Source organism: Blastopirellula sp. SH421, assembly GCF_057808535.1.
The window spans coordinates 5108602-5124950 of record NZ_CM173712.1 but is presented as its reverse complement, the minus strand read 5'-3'; the positions used below and the strand labels follow the sequence as shown (position 1 = coordinate 5124950).

Genomic DNA, 16349 nt, shown 5'->3' with positions numbered 1-16349 from the left:
TCGTGATGCTCCGATCTCGCTATATTCTACGGAATCACCTCAGGCTGCCGTTCGTTGGCAGATCGCAATGATGAACTTGCCATTCGTCCCTTCTTCAATTTCAGGGTTGGCTCCGCTCCGCTGGCATAGCCAACTCTTGACCTGTAGCTGATGTTTCTCCAGTGCCTCAGCAAGTTCGCCAGGACGAAAGTGGCGAAAGTGAAATGGATTTACCGGTTCCTGTAAGTGAGGTCTCACTTCTTCATTCGGCGTGGAAATAATCAGGAAGTCACTCCATTCAGAAAACTTCTTGATAGCAGCGTCGTAAAATTCAACATGCTCGATAAACTCAAAGCACACGACCGCATCGACGTGAACTCGAGGTTCAAATTCTAGTAGATCGGTTTTGTGATAGGTGATATTGGAGCATTGCCAATTCTGTTGATAGAGTTCATGTGCTTCGTCGCTAATTTCTACCGAAATAACGTTTTCCACGTACTGGGCTAGCATCCATGAACCGTAGCCAACTCCACACCCAGCGTCGATTACTGTGCCTGTTTTTCCCCGACGTTTCAATTCGGCGATCGCTAGTTCGTACCGAAGTCGATGGTCAGGGCGGACTTCATTCAGAGTGGTCGCCATTTGACGCTCGGACATGGTTCTATTCCTCGAATATAGATGACTGACTATCCGCCGAATGGCGCGCTTTCTACACTTTTAAAATTTCAAAAGACAGGAGAGAACCATTCTTTTAGGCCGGCTCAAGCATCAATCTCGGATTCGGCAAAAAAATACCCAAGTCGCTTGGTCCTGTCGAGATCAATAAAAATACATGCATAACTGAGAGGACTGGATGTCCCATAAACGCACCATCTCATGCTCTCCTTAATGAATCGGGACAGCATTGCAACTGTCTGGCTGGAGACCAGTTGGGAGATAGAGATTTGTGGCAGATTTCGACGATTGACGTGAGTTGTGATCTAAGCGACTCGGCTCTTCGGAAGCAAAAATTCTCGGTGTAGAACTGGGGGTTTTCGAGCCGTAGCGATTAAATGGCAATCATCGCTTGCATTGGGATGAATCTTGCGGCGTTGAATTTGCTTATCGCTAAACCGATCGAATGAAATTTGGATGTCTTCAAAACCTGCCTGAGCAAGGAAATATCGCATCGAATCTGCGGTAAAACCCGATTTATGAACATCCCAATACGATTGATTGTATTCTGCGGAAGTAGGATCGCACTCCCGTTGCCAGCCGAAGAGTCCTGCGAAGCCCCAGCGAGCGTCTGAGTATCGATCGTCAAACTCCTCGTCATTCCATTTCGCTCGTCGCCACTGCTCCAAAGCAAACGCCAGATTGGGGACCTCGATTCGCAGTTGACCGCTAGGACTAAGCGCATCATGCCAATCCCTTAGGGTGACTTGAACTTCCCTTAGTGTTAGGTGCTCAACCATATGCCGACTGTAAATTTCTCCGAGATCATCGCAAAATTGGGATACCTCCCAAGCTCTGCAGGCTAAATGAACATGTGCCAAAGGCCGGATGTCACAGCCATAATATCCTTCAATCTGGTCCTCCCCACATCCAACATACAATTTTGAACCTGTCGGAATTGATCCTCGTATCTGAGGCTTATATCGAGGATGCAAATCGTACCCAAATAGGGAGACTAATTTACTTAGAAGGAAGGTTAGCATGCGACGAAATTCCTTGAGATTCCGAGGTTCATCTGGCACGATTAGAAATCTTGCGTCGCCATGTCCGTTCCTGGGAAGTTGCCGGTCCAAAAATTGCCGAGAAAAAGATAAAGTTAAGTTTTATGTTACGTAAGGTGAAGTTTATAAATCAAACTGAACTACTGAGGAATAAGTGTTTAGAGGGCGAGCCTCTTGCTCGATGTCAGAAATCGGCGGGTTGTGCCGCTTAGTTACTTGTTTGTAGCTACCGTAGAACTTCGACAACGGCCCATTGAAACCACCCGCGATAGAGCGGTTTCACCGCTCGGTCGTAGGTGTCGAGCCATTCTTCGAAGGCACGCCACTCATGTTCTCGCCATGAGGTGTATTGCGAGATGTGCGACCCCTTTCCCTGGTACTGCTCAAATTCACGAAAATCGATCAAGTCATCGAATCGAATAATGGTGCCATGCAGAATGCCGTCGTTGAGGATGGAGAGAACTGTTTTGGTGCTTGAATAAAGGTCACAATCTAGGTGTAGAAACGAGATTGGAACGCGATTTTGTTCCCGCCAACCGGGTAGCGTATCATCGAAGAAACCTTTTATGAGGCGAACGTTTTCGCGAACCTCAGGTAAACTGCCATGCAGGTGCCATTTTGTCATTTTGCGATAGATTTTACTGCCGAGATCCCAGTCCTCCGGAAGGCCCTCAAAGCTATCAAAACCATGGATTGTCTGATCCGGCTACAACTCTGCCAGATTGTTGATCGACTTGCCGTCAAAAACTCCGAACTCAAGCATCTGCCCTGGAATGAGTTCAATGTTATCTTTGAGGTATTCGAGGGACACATTAAACATGTCCTGCATGTTATCTTCGTGATCGAGCAGTTTTGCGTTTTGAAACTCTGATAACATGTTTGATCCCTCTCTGAATACCGAGCAGGTGCTTTGTTGTCCCTGCTCAGTAGTGAATGATTGTTACTGTATGATCGATTCGGATGGGAGCAGTTTCATTTTCGCCTAGTTAGGCGGCCCGAAAAAGCTGTTCATGGCGCTTGGCGTAATTTACCCAGTCGTAATGGATTACGCTCTGTCGGATGTCCGATTTTATTTGTTGCGCTTTGAGGACTAGCTCGACGATAACACGTGGATCAGATTCTTCGGCGGAAAATAAGAAACCATTTTCACCGTTGATGATTATATCTGGGGCGAAGCCAGTATCGCTGGCTACTGGTACAACATTACTAATCATTGATTCAAGAAGAGGGATTGGTCCACCTTCTAGTTGTGAAGCTGAAATGAATACATCTAACTCAGCATAAAAGGCCGGGTACTGGTCATAGCTAGATTCTCTGTACTCTAAATTTTTTAATCCAACCAATTCTGAGAATCTCGAATATTCATTCCAGTTCCTGCCCATTAGCACAAAATTGCATTCAGGCAGCAACCGCACGACGTCAAGGATCCGATCCGGACTTTTTCGATCGTAGTATGCGGTGCAAAAACCGATCTTTCCTCCTCCGCGTTGGTGCGGTGGAAATAAATCAAGATCTGCTCCTCCGATAATGGTTGTAACGCGATCTTCTTCGACGCCTAATTCGATCAGATGTCTTTTCCATTTAGTACACATAGTAACGACCTTGGCCTTATTCAAAGCCTCTATCGTGTTTCGGCCGCCAAGGTCGACTTCCTTGGGGTGCGTGAACCACACGACGCAATTTTCATCGCGGAGGTGTGGATTAGTCTGCAGGGCCGACATGTAGAAGTGATAGTGGCAAAAAAAATAGGCCTTCGCTCGCGGCAGCTTCTTGTAGTTGTTGCAAAAAACATACGGAGCATTAAGACGCTGTGCAATTTCGCGGCTCACAGCTTCCAGGATCCATCCCCGGCTTTTCTCCGGCACAAAGAAGCAAACAGGCTCTTCTTTTGCTGAATTCGAATCACCCAAAAGTGAGTTAAGCCAGGGTGTTCTGGAAGCCAGTCGGCGTACATTATCAATCCAACTCATTTCGACTTCATTTCTCAACACGCTCGGGTTTATATTACGCTGCATGCTTAGAATTGCATGGCAACTTCATCTTACGAATCTTTTGGATAATGTTTTGTAAGTCGCGTTCGTGTACTTGTCGTAGCGGAGCCCAGAGAGGGACGAATTCTTGCTCTACTACACTCTTGCCGAAGCCGAGTGAGCAATGTTGACCGTAAAGATATTCCAGCGAAATGCAAGCACTACTGACGGTGGCTATGTGGGATTCTCGACGGGAATTCTTCAGATATCTTGTGTAGATGGACTCAAAGGGAAGATAAAATGTCCATGGATCACTTAGGCAGATTGCCTGCTCGTAATTTGGTGCTGCTCTATCCTTGAGGATTTCAATCTTCTCGTACGAGTCACGAGGATGCGGCTTGATGATCAGTGCGGCGCCTTCTCCGCTGGGGAGACTGCTTAGCATTTTAAGGTAGCCGTCGACTTCACTTGCGAGACTCATTCGTCCCGTCTCAGAGAAGTTAGATGTCAGTAGAATCGCGGTTTTCCCATCGCTTTCGGCTAGCTTTGTCAGTTCCGAGTGTGCGCTTGGGGCCCGATCTGGAAGGTGGGCGGCGAACCTTTCAAACAATTCAATGAACAATGACGCATTAAGTGAATTCACACGAGAGAGGTTTTGGTCGAAAAGATTTTTTAGAAGCAGGCAGTATTCATTGGGCTGAGGAATTTCATTTGAATGATGAGGCTCACGGCTTAGCCACGCTTTGCTCTTATTCTTCAATTGCTTTAGGATCCGTTTCCCGTACTGTCGTAATCCTCGCTTCGCGTACTCGTGTGGGCGATAATACGTGTTAGAAAAATTCAGTCCGATTCCGTCTCCAAAGCAGATTTGATAGGCGTCGGGTAGCAATCTCCGAAGTGTTGTCGGCAGGTATTTTTCGATGAGTCCTGTGTACAATTCGTTACAGGAGTTGATTCCAATCGAGTCGGCTAATGCACTCCGTTCGTCGGCGCTTCCGGCCTGCAAATCCTTTTGCAACTGTTGAATCTTTGGGAGGGAGACGAACTCAATGGACTCCCATGTTTCAACTTCTTCGGCGAGCAACCGAATGCAGTCAGCGAACTCTTCCGCTTGGCCGTGGGGAGCTGAGAGATCATGGATCAACAGGTGATTTCTAAATCCCGAGTTGTTTCCGGTTCGACCGCTAACTGTCCACATTGCGGCGATCGCTGAGGCCAGCTGAACTAAGCCCGAGCAAGCGACCACACGAGTTCGTCTTTCTCCCAGTCGTGATACAGTTTGCAATTTTACCCCCCCCCTTCTCGCCAATGAACATCGGCGCTGTTCTCTCATGCCGCCTTTTTGCCACGCCATAACGTCTTGATTTTCCGCTCTATTTTTTTCAGCAGCGTCTTCTTCTTAGAGTGTGACTGTATTGGATGCAAATGTGACTGGCCATTTGCGGTGGGATTAAGAATGTCTTGTCTTGCATAGGCGCGAGATAATGTTTTCTTTAGGTCTGAATGCGTAATCACCCCGGCTTGACGCGCTTCATTGAAATACTTGAACCAAACCGCTTCAAACGGATGCCCCGGAAATTTCCAGGGCTGAGTCCCCAGATTCGTGTAATGAATTAATTTGGTATTATCATCACGTCTGTCAAAAACATTCCAATTCTCATCGTAAGCGCCCAGCTTGATAGGATGTTTGGCAAGGAATGGAGCTTTCATTTGATGCAAGTCGAGGTTTGTGAACACACCGGCGTCCATTTCTCGAAATATTTGCTCCAAGTCGAAGTGACATTTCGAGCAGTCGAATAGGATTTGGCTTAATCCCCAGCAGCAATCGCCCTTGTAGGCTTCGCCCTTGGCGAGCATGTCGTTGTCATGCATCGGCTGGTCGAAAAATTCGGCAATATCCGATAAGCAAACCATGTCGGAGTCGAGAAAGATCGCTCGGCCTTCGTGGCCACAAATCTCTGGAATTAGGAAGCGATAGTTGCTGAATTCGGTGATGTTTCGATATTTGACGTTAAGAGACATATTAGCTAGCACAGGCTCTTCATCGTTGTGTTCGATTGAGTTGTGCGTACCGTTGAATACGTATATGTCGAGTTCACGAGAGCAGTGTTTTCGCAAGGAGTGAATAAGCGTTTTACGCTCAAGACAACTTGCTTCACCGGAGCCAATGAAAACTCGAACAGGGGCTAGACTTGTCATGGCGTGAAACCTCTTTTACCAATCGGCGCTGTTGAATATTGATGAACTGAGCATGCGCTTACTTAAGCAGCTCTTTTTCTCAGTCCTATTTTATATAGAAAACTTTTAAACTTGTTTTTTAGCGGCTTGGTTGCCGGAGTCGGATAAGCCATGTCTGGACGAAGCCTCCAGTCGACTCGCCACTTATAGGCGCCGCCCTCAATCGCCCGAAACTTGGCTAATAGCTGAGGGTTAGATATGACGTCAAATGGATCCTCGGCGCCTTCAAACAGCGGATGGTTTCGTCGTATTGCTTCACGCCATCCCGGTTGAATTTGTGTGCCATCGTTAAGAGTAGTAAAAGCGCATCCCCATCGATCGCACTGCATCTGGTTTTTAGCGGCTACCTCTCTGTGGTATTCAGCGACTAAGGGAGTAAGCTGTGGTATAGCATCCGCTGCAAAGCGAGTTTGGCACCGAGAGAATTCGTCTAGCTTTGTAGGGCTAAAATTACTGAAATGGAAAAGCACGATCGGGCGTCCGCCAATCAGCGATCGACCATTCTGGTCGGACGATAGCTCATACTGATGCAGCGTCCAGTGGCCGGTGTTATATCCTGGATTACGAAGAGCAGAAAAGTTTTCGAATAATCCGGGAACTAGACTGAGCCACTTTTGATCGCAGTCGATGGAGCTCCCAAGGTCCTTATGTCCTTCGGACTTCATGCGATCACTCCACCAATCGATAAACCTATTCGCGATCGGATCGTTACGCACCGCTACAAATCCACCATTAAAGGTGCCTGCCATCAGGAATAGGCTTTCTCCAGGCAGCTTTCCGTCACACGGGAATGGTTTGAGAAGGTGTGGGGTGAGAAGGATCGAGTGCTGCGTCAGTCCAGCGAAAACTTCGTCTAGACTGTCGTAGACCCGCATGTCCGAATCGAGATAGACTACCTCCTCGTATCCCTGAGCAAGCATGTGTTTGATTGCGTATGGTTTAAGGGCGCAGGACAATTCGAACGGAGTGTATTGAAAGCAGAACCGCTTCCATTGCGGAATAGGCAGCGAATCCGCATGGAATAGCTTGACTTCCTCAGGTAGCGGCGTTAGCTCAACAGGCGGTCGATCGACCAGGCAAATATGAACGTCGGCATCATGATGATGTTGCGCTACAGAATCGGCCAGCGCCAACGCGAAATGGTAGTAATTTCGGGTAACTACTGTGACTATTGCTTTGCGATTCATAAAGTGACTCATTTGTGCAGAGGCGGATTCTCTTTGGATTCCAATCAGGCAGCCGCCATGTGCGAGGTGTTTGTCAACTTAGGCAGATAAACAGCAAATCGTGTCCCGCTGACCTGTCTGCAACCGCCTTTTTCTTGCCAGAATTCGTTTACAGTCTGAGTCACGCCAACGCATTCGGTGGCGTCAGGTTCCCAGGTGTAGTCATGCCACAAAATAGCGCCATCCGGCTTCGCGAATGTCATGGCAGTTCGCGTATCTCGTTTTACGTATTCGTAGGTATGGTCTGCATCGACAAATACTAAATCTGCTGCAGCAAGTAGATCTGAATCATGGAATTCGATCGTATTGGCAAACCGCTGCTCGATCTGCTTCTCATACCGTGTGCCGTGAAACAGGCAACCAACTTCAAATTCAGAAAGGCCTACGCCCTGACCGTGGACATGCGTATTGCGGACGTTCGGATCTAAATCGATGGTAACAATGCGGCCGTTTGCGGGCATGTTCGCAGCCATCGTCAGTGTCGATCCGCCCATAAACGTTCCGAACTCAACAATCAACTTCGGTTGAAGCATTTTTATAAGAGCGCCCAACGTTAGCAGTTCGTGCTCTGGCATCGCCCATTTATGGGAGCGAATCAGACGCGGTAGCATGATGGTTTCCGCTTGGTCAGCACCCTCAAAGATCTCGGAGAGCGTAGCGCCGGGTACAATGAAAGGAACGTGGGACGGAACATTGCGGTTGCCCGTTGCCACAGGCTTGGACGCCTTCTTCGGCGGTCGCGACGTAAAATCCGGTAGTCGCTTTTTTATGGATCGCTGAAGCCGTTGTACAAATCGAGGAATTCTCACTGATTGCCCTCCTGGCATTTAATTGAGTATCCAATCTTCGCGATAAGTTTAGTCAAAGCGAATAGAGCGTTACAATAGCAGTTTTTCTCCTGCTCTAGTCACCCGATCGCACCTTAAAATTTCACGAAAGACCGCGAATCGGTAATGGGATTTGAAGAATACATAGGTGGTCGTGTCATGGAATCAAATGGCACGCTATTCGATGTTTGAGCAAATGGGGTGGGTGATGGTATCAGTGATTTGCCGTTAAGCCGCTTGTCGGTCCATGACTGCAGCTTCACGATAGAGCTCATAGTAAGTCTTGCTTCGCTTTAGTAGCTCTTGGTGCGTCCCAATCGCTTCAATCTGCCCGGCGTTCATCACGACAATGCGGTCCGCTAATTCCAATGCTGCCGGGCGATGCGTTATCAGGATTGCTGTGTTATTTCCAACGCATCGCTCAAACGCCGCATGAATCAGGCGTTCGCTTTCGAGGTCAATCTGGCTGGTTGCTTCGTCGAAGATAAAGATATCTGGATTCTTTAGCATCGCTCGAGCTATGGCGATACGCTGTCGCTGTCCTCCAGAGAGTGAAGAGCCCAGCTCGCCACAATTCGATTGATATCCCTTTTCCGTGTGCGTATGAACGAAGGCTTCAACTTCCGCCATTTCGCCCGCGCTGGTGACTTCTTCGTCGGTAGCTGAAAGCCGACCATATCGAATGTTTTCAATGATAGAGTCGTTAAACAGGATTGTATTCTGCGTCACTAGCCCGATGCGTCCACGGAGGTCAGATTGTTTGGCGTCGCGAAGATCAATGCCGCCAATGGTGACGGAGCCTTCGTCGGGATCGTAGAAACGTAGCAGTAAGTTGATGAGGGTGCTCTTGCCGCAACCATTGGGGCCGACGATTGCAACTTTTTCGCCTTTGCGAATCGTCAGTTGCGTGTCTTCTAGAACTGCGACGTTCTCGTTATAACGGAAATGAACATTATTAAAGGAGATATCACCATTGATGAGTGGAATTGGATTTTCCGGATCCTTAATTGAGGGCTCAGCGGCAAGCACCGCATAGACACGTTCGGCGCCGGCTGTCCCGGCTTGAATAGCGCCAAATACGTCGCCAAGCTTACGGATTGGATCGGATGCCGCGATCAAAAATGCGTAAAAGGTCATGATTCCGCCAAAATCCATCGGCTTGTCAGCCAAGCGTATGCCGAAGATGTGCGTTGCCTGATTCAGTACCAAATATCCGCCGGCAATCAGGGAAAGGCAGACCATGCCGATTCCAAGCAGTTCGTTGTTGGAGCGAATTAGCGAACCGTAGATCTCCAGCTTCATTTGCTGTCGATATACGTCATCTGTTTTCTCAATAAACCGTTTGTTTTCTAACTCTTCATTGCCAAATGCTTTTACTACGTGATAGCCATTGGTTATCTGCAGAAAAAATCCGATTAGACGCCCCCTGGCCTCTGTGGCTCGGATGCTGGTCCGCTTGATCGATTTGGCTAGGTGCATCAATAAGTAGGCTGCGAGAGGGCAAACCAGAAGTGAGAGAATCAATAATCGCCAATTGATGTAAGCTGCAAGGGCGATACAGGTAATCATCTTCGCTGGTTCTCGCAGCGACTTTCCGAGAATAATCGAAATCGCATGGCCAACTGCGCCGATATCGCCTCCTACGCGAGTAGCTGAATCGCCGGTGTCATTCTGTTTCGAATTTGATTTCCCTAGTTGCAAATCGAGGATCTTAGCGAAGTATTGCCGCTGTAGCGTTTGAGCGGTTCGAAAGGCGGCTCGCGACATCAAGATAATGCTTAGTGCTAAGAACACGCATTTTAGGGCTGTTCCGATAGCTAAGAAGGCGACAATTGCTAGCAGCGTATTAAAAGGACTCGTCGGCGCATATTTCTCAATCCAAGGTTTCGTCTTGTTGACATTCTCAAGGCGAGATTTCCATCCGTCGATTATCTGTTGCTGGATAGAGATGCTTTTTGCATCGGCGTTCGCGGCTTCCAGTCCGGCGATCTTCGTTTCTCCATCACGAATCGCCGCCTGGCAGGTCTCAGTTTCTCTATCAGCCCATTCGTGGAGATTTTGGCCTCTAAAGATAACTTCCGCAAATGGGTAGACGGCGCCGATATTGGCGCCCCAAAGGAGTCCGACCATTAGTGAGCTGAATATCGAGAGCACGATCGACCACTTGTATTTGCTCCAGGCCAGCCAAATTGCTTTATTTAGGTATCGCATTGTCGAGTTCGGATTCCATTCTCAAAGTTGGCCGAAAGAGCGATCGATCTTCGGCATATTCCAGATCAGAAGAGACTAAAGCGGTTTCCTGATACGCACAATATCAGATTGATCTGCCCGAAGCCGGCGAACGGAGGTTTGCCGAGCGGCTGGTCTAATTTCTTAAGAAATGCGAGTCATGAAGACAGCATGATTAGCATTGTCTCTCTGGGGCTTTCCGGCATTTCAGGAACGTTTCGGCGTAAGATTTTCATGCAATGAGTGCATCTTGTGCGACAGGCTTTTGTGCGGTTTTCGCTGCCATGGTTAGGCATTCTTCGATAATATTTTCAAAGGTCACAGACCATGGGTGATTCACGGATGGCGCCTGGGGTGTTGCTCGCCAGCCTTTGAAGGCTTCAAGCTCCCGAAGTTGTTGAACAATCTCGTGGGGGGACAAGTTCCTCAGCTAGTGAGGAAAAGAGAAAAGCTTTGCCTTTTTGGTACATGTAGGCGAGCTCGTCGTCATCAATATCGGAAACGAGTAAAAGGCGTCGCCCATACTCGGGATGATTCTTTATTCGATGAATGAGTTCATCACATTTCCAGCCAATACGACCGACAAACGCCACGGAGGCGTCACTGCCCTGACGCCAGAGTTCTTCAAAGGCGTCGATCAATAATTTATGGTTCTTGCGTATTCCAATCGTCGAAACCATCAAATAGGGAGCAGAGTCGCGATTGGCGAATCGACTTTTTATTATAGGAGCGATCCTCTGCTCGTGGACTGTAGCATGGGATTGAATGTCGCATCCCAGCCGAACATATCAGCATTCTCGTTTTGCAGAGTAACCGGGTGAAAGGCACTCACTCAGCCAGCCTTTCTACTCGCTTCGCTACGGAATGGCTGGGCATCGACTTTCGGATGATTAATCCGATCGAGGTCGTCACGAAGCGTTCGTAGTTGTCCAACAGCTTTAAATGTGGGTTGCTTGAGTAAGGGAAGATGTCGACGTGCTCATCTTCAGCCGTGTTGCCAGGATCAAGTTGCAGCAATTCGACAGTGTGGCCATCGGCTTGTAATTGGCGTATGACCGATTCGATATCTTTACGGCGAAAGAAGACGGTCGATCCTTTTTCGATGGTCTTTTCGCAAGAGCTTAAATTGTATTCGGTCGTATGGACGGCGACCCCGCCCGGTTTTAGGCATTTCATTTGTTCGCGTAAGAACCGCTGACCCAACTCGATGGAGCCGCAGTGCTCAAAAGAACAAGAGGACCAGGTGAAATCAAAACCATTGAGGTCGTCTGGGATATAGTTCATATCAACCGGGCGAAACGAGGTGTTTCGTTGGAATTGCTGTTTTTCGCAGATTCCGCGATTATTGAGATTACTCAGGCAAGTCGCCAGTTGATTAGTATTGGCCCAAGCCTCTGCTCGCTCATCATCAGCAGCTAGATCAGTTGCAACGATCTTGCAACCAAAGCTTGCGAACAAGCTGGGGAGCGGTTCAGCTCCCACTGCAAACCCGAGGCCGCGAGATTCTGGAGTCAGGAGTCCGCGCTCATAGATTGCTTGGGCGATGTAGCAGAATTCCCATAGCTTACGATGCATATGCCAAGCTTCATGCATCTGTACTGCCCAAGCACGAAATGCTGGCGATTCAAGTTGGCTACGAGTGCACAGACAGGACTGCAGCATTGGCATATCATGCTCAATTGCTTCTGCATCGTTGCATGACTTGATTACACGTAGATTTTCGAAGTCCAACGGCGGATGCTGGCTGTAAATGTCTGGGGAGCCGATTGCCGTCGCCGCTGCGTAGGGATTTTTGTATTCATGAGGCAGGGGGAAACGAAGAAATCGTTTCACGGCTCGTGTTAACTTGCGATTCATATTTTGTTTTTTTCGAGGTTTGCCAGTTGGGGCAACAGTAGATAGTGATGCTGGTGGCAATCTCCGCCGTGTAGATGAAACGCTTACTTCAGCGGTGTTGTGCGCCACGTCAGCGGGGTAATCATGATGCATCTAGGCTAACGCTTACGCTCCATGGCGACGGCAGTTCGTTTCGTCTGGCAACTAGGCGGCATTGGAGTTCGGAATCGCTTTACACTGCCGTAACCGACCGGCGATGGTTGAGCATTCCTTGACTAATTCTTCAAAAGTATTCGACCACGGATGGGTCAAGTCAGCCATTGCCGGCGGATTTCGCCAGCCTTTGATGGTTTCAAAGTGGTTGATTTGATCGGCAAGGACTTGGGGGTCGTGGGGTGAGAAATATTGGCAATTCGGACCTCCTACCTCGTGATGGATGGGGATGTCGCTAGCAAAGACATGTAGGCGATGGTGGATTGCTTCTGCGATTGGTAATCCGAACCCTTCAGCGAACGATGGAAAGACAAACGCTTTGCTGGACTGGTAAAGGTAGGCCAATTCAGCGTCGTCTATGTCGGGTAGCAAAAGCAGCTTTTTGCCATACTCGGGGTGGTTTGTCACTCGTCGGAGTAATTCTTCGCACTTCCAGCCCACTCGTCCCACAAACGCAATGGACGCTTTCGAACCTTGTTGCCAAAGGCGCTCAAAAGCATCGATCACCACCGTGTGATTTTTGCGAATTTCCAGGGTTGAAACTAACAAATACGGAGCCTGATCTTTATCTTCAAAGCGATTTATTAAGTTCGATGAGACTTGGGAGGCAGTAACCAGAGAGTGGGGATGGATGTCACATCCCAGTCGCACGTGACGAACTTGCCAATTCGCAATTTTCGCATTGACTGATTGCATGAACTCCCATGCATCGTTTCGTGTGGTTTCTGAATTTCCGATGAAAAAATCCATGGAACGCATCGTTTTTACGAGCCACTCTTCGAACATCGTAACGAATTTAGTGTCGCACAATTCTGGATGCCGGATCGGAATCAGATCGTGAATCAGCGTCCCCACAATCGCTCCGTTTTGACGTGCCTTTTCAATCGCCTCGGTCATCGGCAGGCCCCACCAAGAGTCAGGTAGGAATAGAACATCGTCAACACCCGGATTGGCCGCGATGGGTGGAGATCGAAAAGAACTCAGTATTTGTGAGAGTTTCCGTTCAATTGTTTTGGGATAGCAGAGTTTACGAACGCGTGTCAGAGCCCTTGTCGCTCCAAGGCGACCTGGCGAAGAGATCCATCGGGTCATTCTCTTCTTCGTTTGCAGCCAAGTCGGAGACGATTTTTGAAAACCTCTGTCCATGCAAGCTTGGTCGACAACAAAGAACTGACCTTTTCGAAATAACACCGGCACACACAAAAGGTCGTTACACTTCGAGAATTCCAGTCCTTCTTGGGCGAGACTACGGGCCACTCGCTGTATTCCATGGTGCGTGTCGCTGGTAGCGGAGTGCGTTATGTCGATTAGGAGTCGACGCATGGCTTACTCAGTATAGAACTCACGTTTCGAAATGGGCCAACGCCCTGAAATAGCATTGGTGATCGTATCACCGTACATCCAGGGTGAGAATGCCAATTTCAGCTAAAGTAACGCAGATGGGGGCCTGGGTAAAATTATTTATTGGACGAGCAATTGGGATTGGCCAACACTGGGGATTCGGCTAATCTTCGCCTCGTTCCCATTGGGTCGGTAGGACTCACCTAATATTCATTTTTCAAAATGGATGAGAAACGGTTCTATGTCTCGAAGAGCTTTGATTACAGGTATCACGGGCCAGGATGGCTCCTACCTTGCCGAACTTCTGCTTGAAAAAGGCTATGAGATCCACGGTTGCTTTCGGCGTGCTAGCACAAATTCCTTTGAGCGTATCGAACACCTCCTCAGCCGAATTGTCGTGCACCCTGCCGATTTGCTTGATCAAACTTCGCTAGAGCATCTCGTGCGCACTGTGGGACCTCACGAAGTTTACAATCTGGGCGCTCAAAGCTTTGTCGGCAGCAGTTGGGGACAGCCGATCCTGACCGGAGACGTGACAGGGCTAGGCGTCACTCGAATTCTGGAAGCGATCCGCTCTGTTGATAAATCGATCCGCTTCTATCAAGCCAGCAGCAGCGAGATGTTCGGCAAAGTGCACGAAACTCCGCAACGCGAATCGACACCCTTTCATCCTCGCAGCCCCTATGGCGTCGCCAAGGCATATGGTCACTATATGACCGCCAACTACCGTGAAAGCTACGATATGTATGCTTGCTCGGGGATTCTCTTCAACCATGAATCGCCGCGCCGGGGACTTGAATTCGTCACACGCAAAATCACCGATGGCGTCGCTCGAATTAAACTCGGTTTGTCCCGTGAACTTCGTTTAGGCAATATCGAGGCAAAACGCGATTGGGGTTTTGCTGGCGACTATGTCGAAGCAATGTGGCTGATGCTCCAGCAAGATGCCCCTGAAGATTACGTCGTCGGTACCGGCGAAACTCACAGCGTTCGTGAGTTCGTCGAGATTGCGTTTGATCGCGTCGGGTTAAACTGGGAAGATTACGTGGTAATCGATCCCAAGTTCTATCGTCCGGCGGAAGTGGATTTGCTGCTTGCCGATCCGGTGCGTGCCAAAAATGAACTTGGGTGGGAGCCTAAGATGTCGTTTCAAGTACTCGCTGAAACGATGGTCGACTACGATTTGCAACGTGTCTCAAGACTTGAGGGGCGTGAGTTTAGTCTCGTCCGTAAATCGGCCTAGTCGGTATTGTAATACCGCGGCTAATGAACATCTCGCGGCGTCCAGCGACTACCGCGAGACATTATGCTGCGACAGATTGTCCAATTCGTAATACCTCCCATGCCGCAAGTCGTTCTAGATCTCGAAAAACTGCGTCAGCCGTATTGCGGCTTGGGGCAGTTTTCGCGCTATCTGGGCGATGCGCTTATTTCTGAATTGCATCTGCGTGGAATCGAGCCGATTGTGCTAGCTCGTAAGCCGCAGCTTGCCGAGTTTCGGCAAGAGCGGACCTTAGAGGCGAGTCGGTGGCGCAAAGAATGGTTACAGCGTTATTCTCGCCTCTTTTATACCGGCGCTTACGACAAAAATTTGGTATGGCATGCGACGCATCAGCAGACTCGCTATTTGCCGCTCCATCCGCGCACGCCGGTATTGTTGACGATTCATGATTTGAATTTTTTGCGTGAGAAGTCGCCAGCAAAAATAGCCCGCGAACGTCGTAAGCACCAATTGCTCATCGATCGGGCGACCGAGATCGTTGCGATCTCGCAGTTTGTCGCGGATGAGGTTCGTGCCGAAATGCGCGTCGGCGAGAAGCCGGTGCATGTGATTTATAACGGCGTTTCAAGGACTCCTACCGAACCGGTGCGGCCCCTATTTGTCTCCGACGATCGCCCTTTTTTGTTTTCGATTGGTTTGATTCAACGCAAGAAAAACTTTCATGTGTTGATTGATCTCCTTGAGCGGGCCGGCGATTATCGCATGATCTTGGCCGGTATTAAATCCGATGACTACGCGCTGGAGATCGAAAACGAAGTTCGCCGCCGCGGACTCAGCGACCGATTTCTGCTGCCGGGGCCGGTGACCGAAGGCGAACGCGAATGGCTGTACCAAAACTGCTCCGCGTTTTTGTTTCCGTCGCTTACCGAGGGGTTCGGCTTGCCTCCGATTGAAGCGATGCTCGGCGGAAAACCAACCTTTCTCTCGCGTCTGACAAGCTTGCCCGAAATTGGCGGAGATCTGGCCTTCTATTGGGACCAGTTTGATGGCGAACATCTTTATCAGCGGTTTCTCGCGGGGATGCAGCGCTACGCCGCCGATCCTCTTTATGCTGAGCGCCTTCAATCGCATGCCAGGAAGTTTTGTTGGCGCACCGCAGCTCGACAATACGTCGATCTTTATGAAGCGATCGGTGGAATCCAAAGGCCGCACGTAGTTGCGGCGGCATAGCACAGTAACTTGCCTGTGAACCACAACCTAGCGAATTGTCAGCTGTCGAACGCTCAAATCCCGCCAAATCAGCCGGAAAATGCTTGCTTGTCGGCGCCAATGGTTTTATAACCAAAACCAGATAAGAAACGGTTCCCGCTAACTAGTATTTGAACCTCTGGGGCAGGGCGTCACGACAGTGATACCAGAGGTGCGCAAGTCGAGGTTTTCGAGATGACGCAATCGTCTTGATGCAAGATCGCTCGATTCGATTCAAATGAATTTAGCTAGCGGGAACTTTTTCTCTGCGGTTTTCTCTCGCGCCGGTCGAGTTTCTGCAATTC

Annotated in this window: 14 protein-coding genes; 2 read left to right on the top strand and 12 right to left on the bottom strand. The window is 49.1% G+C overall.

The genetic code is table 11. The annotated features are described in order from the left end of the window. Window positions 1-39: 39 nt before the first annotated feature. The 12 genes from SH421x_RS20680 to SH421x_RS20625 form a co-directional block, all read right to left on the bottom strand. Complete coding sequence (locus tag SH421x_RS20680) at window positions 40-636, bottom strand: class I SAM-dependent methyltransferase (RefSeq protein WP_488851915.1); 597 nt, start codon at window positions 634-636, stop codon at window positions 40-42. 1284 nt (window positions 637-1920) lie between these two features. After that, on the bottom strand, window positions 1921-2388 hold the full coding sequence (locus SH421x_RS20675) for a TylF/MycF/NovP-related O-methyltransferase (RefSeq protein ID WP_488856467.1): 468 nt from the start codon (window positions 2386-2388) through the stop codon (window positions 1921-1923). Window positions 2389-2400: 12 nt separating this feature from the next. Continuing rightward, complete coding sequence (locus SH421x_RS20670; RefSeq protein WP_488851914.1) at window positions 2401-2571, bottom strand: hypothetical protein; 171 nt, start codon at window positions 2569-2571, stop codon at window positions 2401-2403. A gap of 109 nt (window positions 2572-2680) precedes the next feature. Then, a complete protein-coding gene (locus tag SH421x_RS20665) occupies window positions 2681-3664 on the bottom strand; it encodes a glycosyltransferase family 4 protein (RefSeq protein WP_488851913.1) in 984 nt (327 codons plus the stop codon). A gap of 34 nt (window positions 3665-3698) precedes the next feature. Further along, window positions 3699-4808, bottom strand: a complete 1110-nt coding sequence (locus SH421x_RS20660; protein ID WP_488851912.1) for a polysialyltransferase family glycosyltransferase — start codon at window positions 4806-4808, stop codon at window positions 3699-3701. Window positions 4809-4993: 185 nt separating this feature from the next. Further along, complete coding sequence (locus tag SH421x_RS20655; RefSeq protein ID WP_488851911.1) at window positions 4994-5863, bottom strand: hypothetical protein; 870 nt, start codon at window positions 5861-5863, stop codon at window positions 4994-4996. A gap of 62 nt (window positions 5864-5925) precedes the next feature. Next, window positions 5926-7089 (bottom strand): glycosyltransferase family protein, encoded by a 1164-nt coding sequence (locus SH421x_RS20650; protein ID WP_488851910.1) that lies wholly within the window; start codon window positions 7087-7089, stop codon window positions 5926-5928. Window positions 7090-7133: 44 nt separating this feature from the next. Then, entirely contained in the window at window positions 7134-7841 is a 708-nt protein-coding gene (locus tag SH421x_RS20645) for an O-methyltransferase (protein ID WP_488851909.1), read from the bottom strand. Window positions 7842-8183: 342 nt separating this feature from the next. Beyond that, a complete protein-coding gene (locus SH421x_RS20640; protein ID WP_488851908.1) occupies window positions 8184-10166 on the bottom strand; it encodes an ABC transporter ATP-binding protein in 1983 nt (660 codons plus the stop codon). Window positions 10167-10564: 398 nt separating this feature from the next. Further along, window positions 10565-10864, bottom strand: a complete 300-nt coding sequence (locus SH421x_RS20635) for a glycosyltransferase (RefSeq protein ID WP_488851907.1) — start codon at window positions 10862-10864, stop codon at window positions 10565-10567. 148 nt (window positions 10865-11012) lie between these two features. After that, a complete protein-coding gene (locus SH421x_RS20630; RefSeq protein WP_488851906.1) occupies window positions 11013-12173 on the bottom strand; it encodes a class I SAM-dependent methyltransferase in 1161 nt (386 codons plus the stop codon). A gap of 51 nt (window positions 12174-12224) precedes the next feature. Further along, window positions 12225-13490 (bottom strand): glycosyltransferase family 4 protein, encoded by a 1266-nt coding sequence (locus SH421x_RS20625; RefSeq protein ID WP_488851905.1) that lies wholly within the window; start codon window positions 13488-13490, stop codon window positions 12225-12227. 325 nt (window positions 13491-13815) lie between these two features. Here SH421x_RS20625 and gmd point away from each other — a divergent pair, with 325 nt between their 5' ends. Then, window positions 13816-14817 (top strand): GDP-mannose 4,6-dehydratase, encoded by a 1002-nt coding sequence (gmd, locus tag SH421x_RS20620; protein WP_488851904.1) that lies wholly within the window; start codon window positions 13816-13818, stop codon window positions 14815-14817. A gap of 99 nt (window positions 14818-14916) precedes the next feature. Then, the gene (locus tag SH421x_RS20615) at window positions 14917-16026 is read left to right on the top strand and encodes a glycosyltransferase family 4 protein (protein WP_488851903.1); all 1110 of its coding nucleotides are present in this window, start codon (window positions 14917-14919) and stop codon (window positions 16024-16026) included. The last annotated feature ends 323 nt before the right edge of the window (window positions 16027-16349 follow it).

Excerpts from the sequence above, each read along its gene's own strand:
- gmd (WP_488851904.1), top strand. The coding sequence starts at position 13,816 with ATGTCTCGAAGAGCTTTGATTACAGGTATCACGGGCCAGGATGGCTCC.
- SH421x_RS20670 (WP_488851914.1), bottom strand. The coding sequence starts at position 2,571 with ATGTTATCAGAGTTTCAAAACGCAAAACTGCTCGATCACGAAGATAAC.
- SH421x_RS20615 (WP_488851903.1), top strand. The coding sequence starts at position 14,917 with ATGCCGCAAGTCGTTCTAGATCTCGAAAAACTGCGTCAGCCGTATTGC.
- SH421x_RS20650 (WP_488851910.1), bottom strand. The coding sequence starts at position 7,089 with ATGAATCGCAAAGCAATAGTCACAGTAGTTACCCGAAATTACTACCAT.
- SH421x_RS20630 (WP_488851906.1), bottom strand. The coding sequence starts at position 12,173 with ATGCATCATGATTACCCCGCTGACGTGGCGCACAACACCGCTGAAGTA.
- SH421x_RS20680 (WP_488851915.1), bottom strand. The coding sequence starts at position 636 with ATGTCCGAGCGTCAAATGGCGACCACTCTGAATGAAGTCCGCCCTGAC.
- SH421x_RS20655 (WP_488851911.1), bottom strand. The coding sequence starts at position 5,863 with ATGACAAGTCTAGCCCCTGTTCGAGTTTTCATTGGCTCCGGTGAAGCA.
- SH421x_RS20640 (WP_488851908.1), bottom strand. The coding sequence starts at position 10,166 with ATGCGATACCTAAATAAAGCAATTTGGCTGGCCTGGAGCAAATACAAG.
- SH421x_RS20635 (WP_488851907.1), bottom strand. The coding sequence starts at position 10,864 with ATGGTTTCGACGATTGGAATACGCAAGAACCATAAATTATTGATCGAC.
- SH421x_RS20665 (WP_488851913.1), bottom strand. The coding sequence starts at position 3,664 with ATGAGTTGGATTGATAATGTACGCCGACTGGCTTCCAGAACACCCTGG.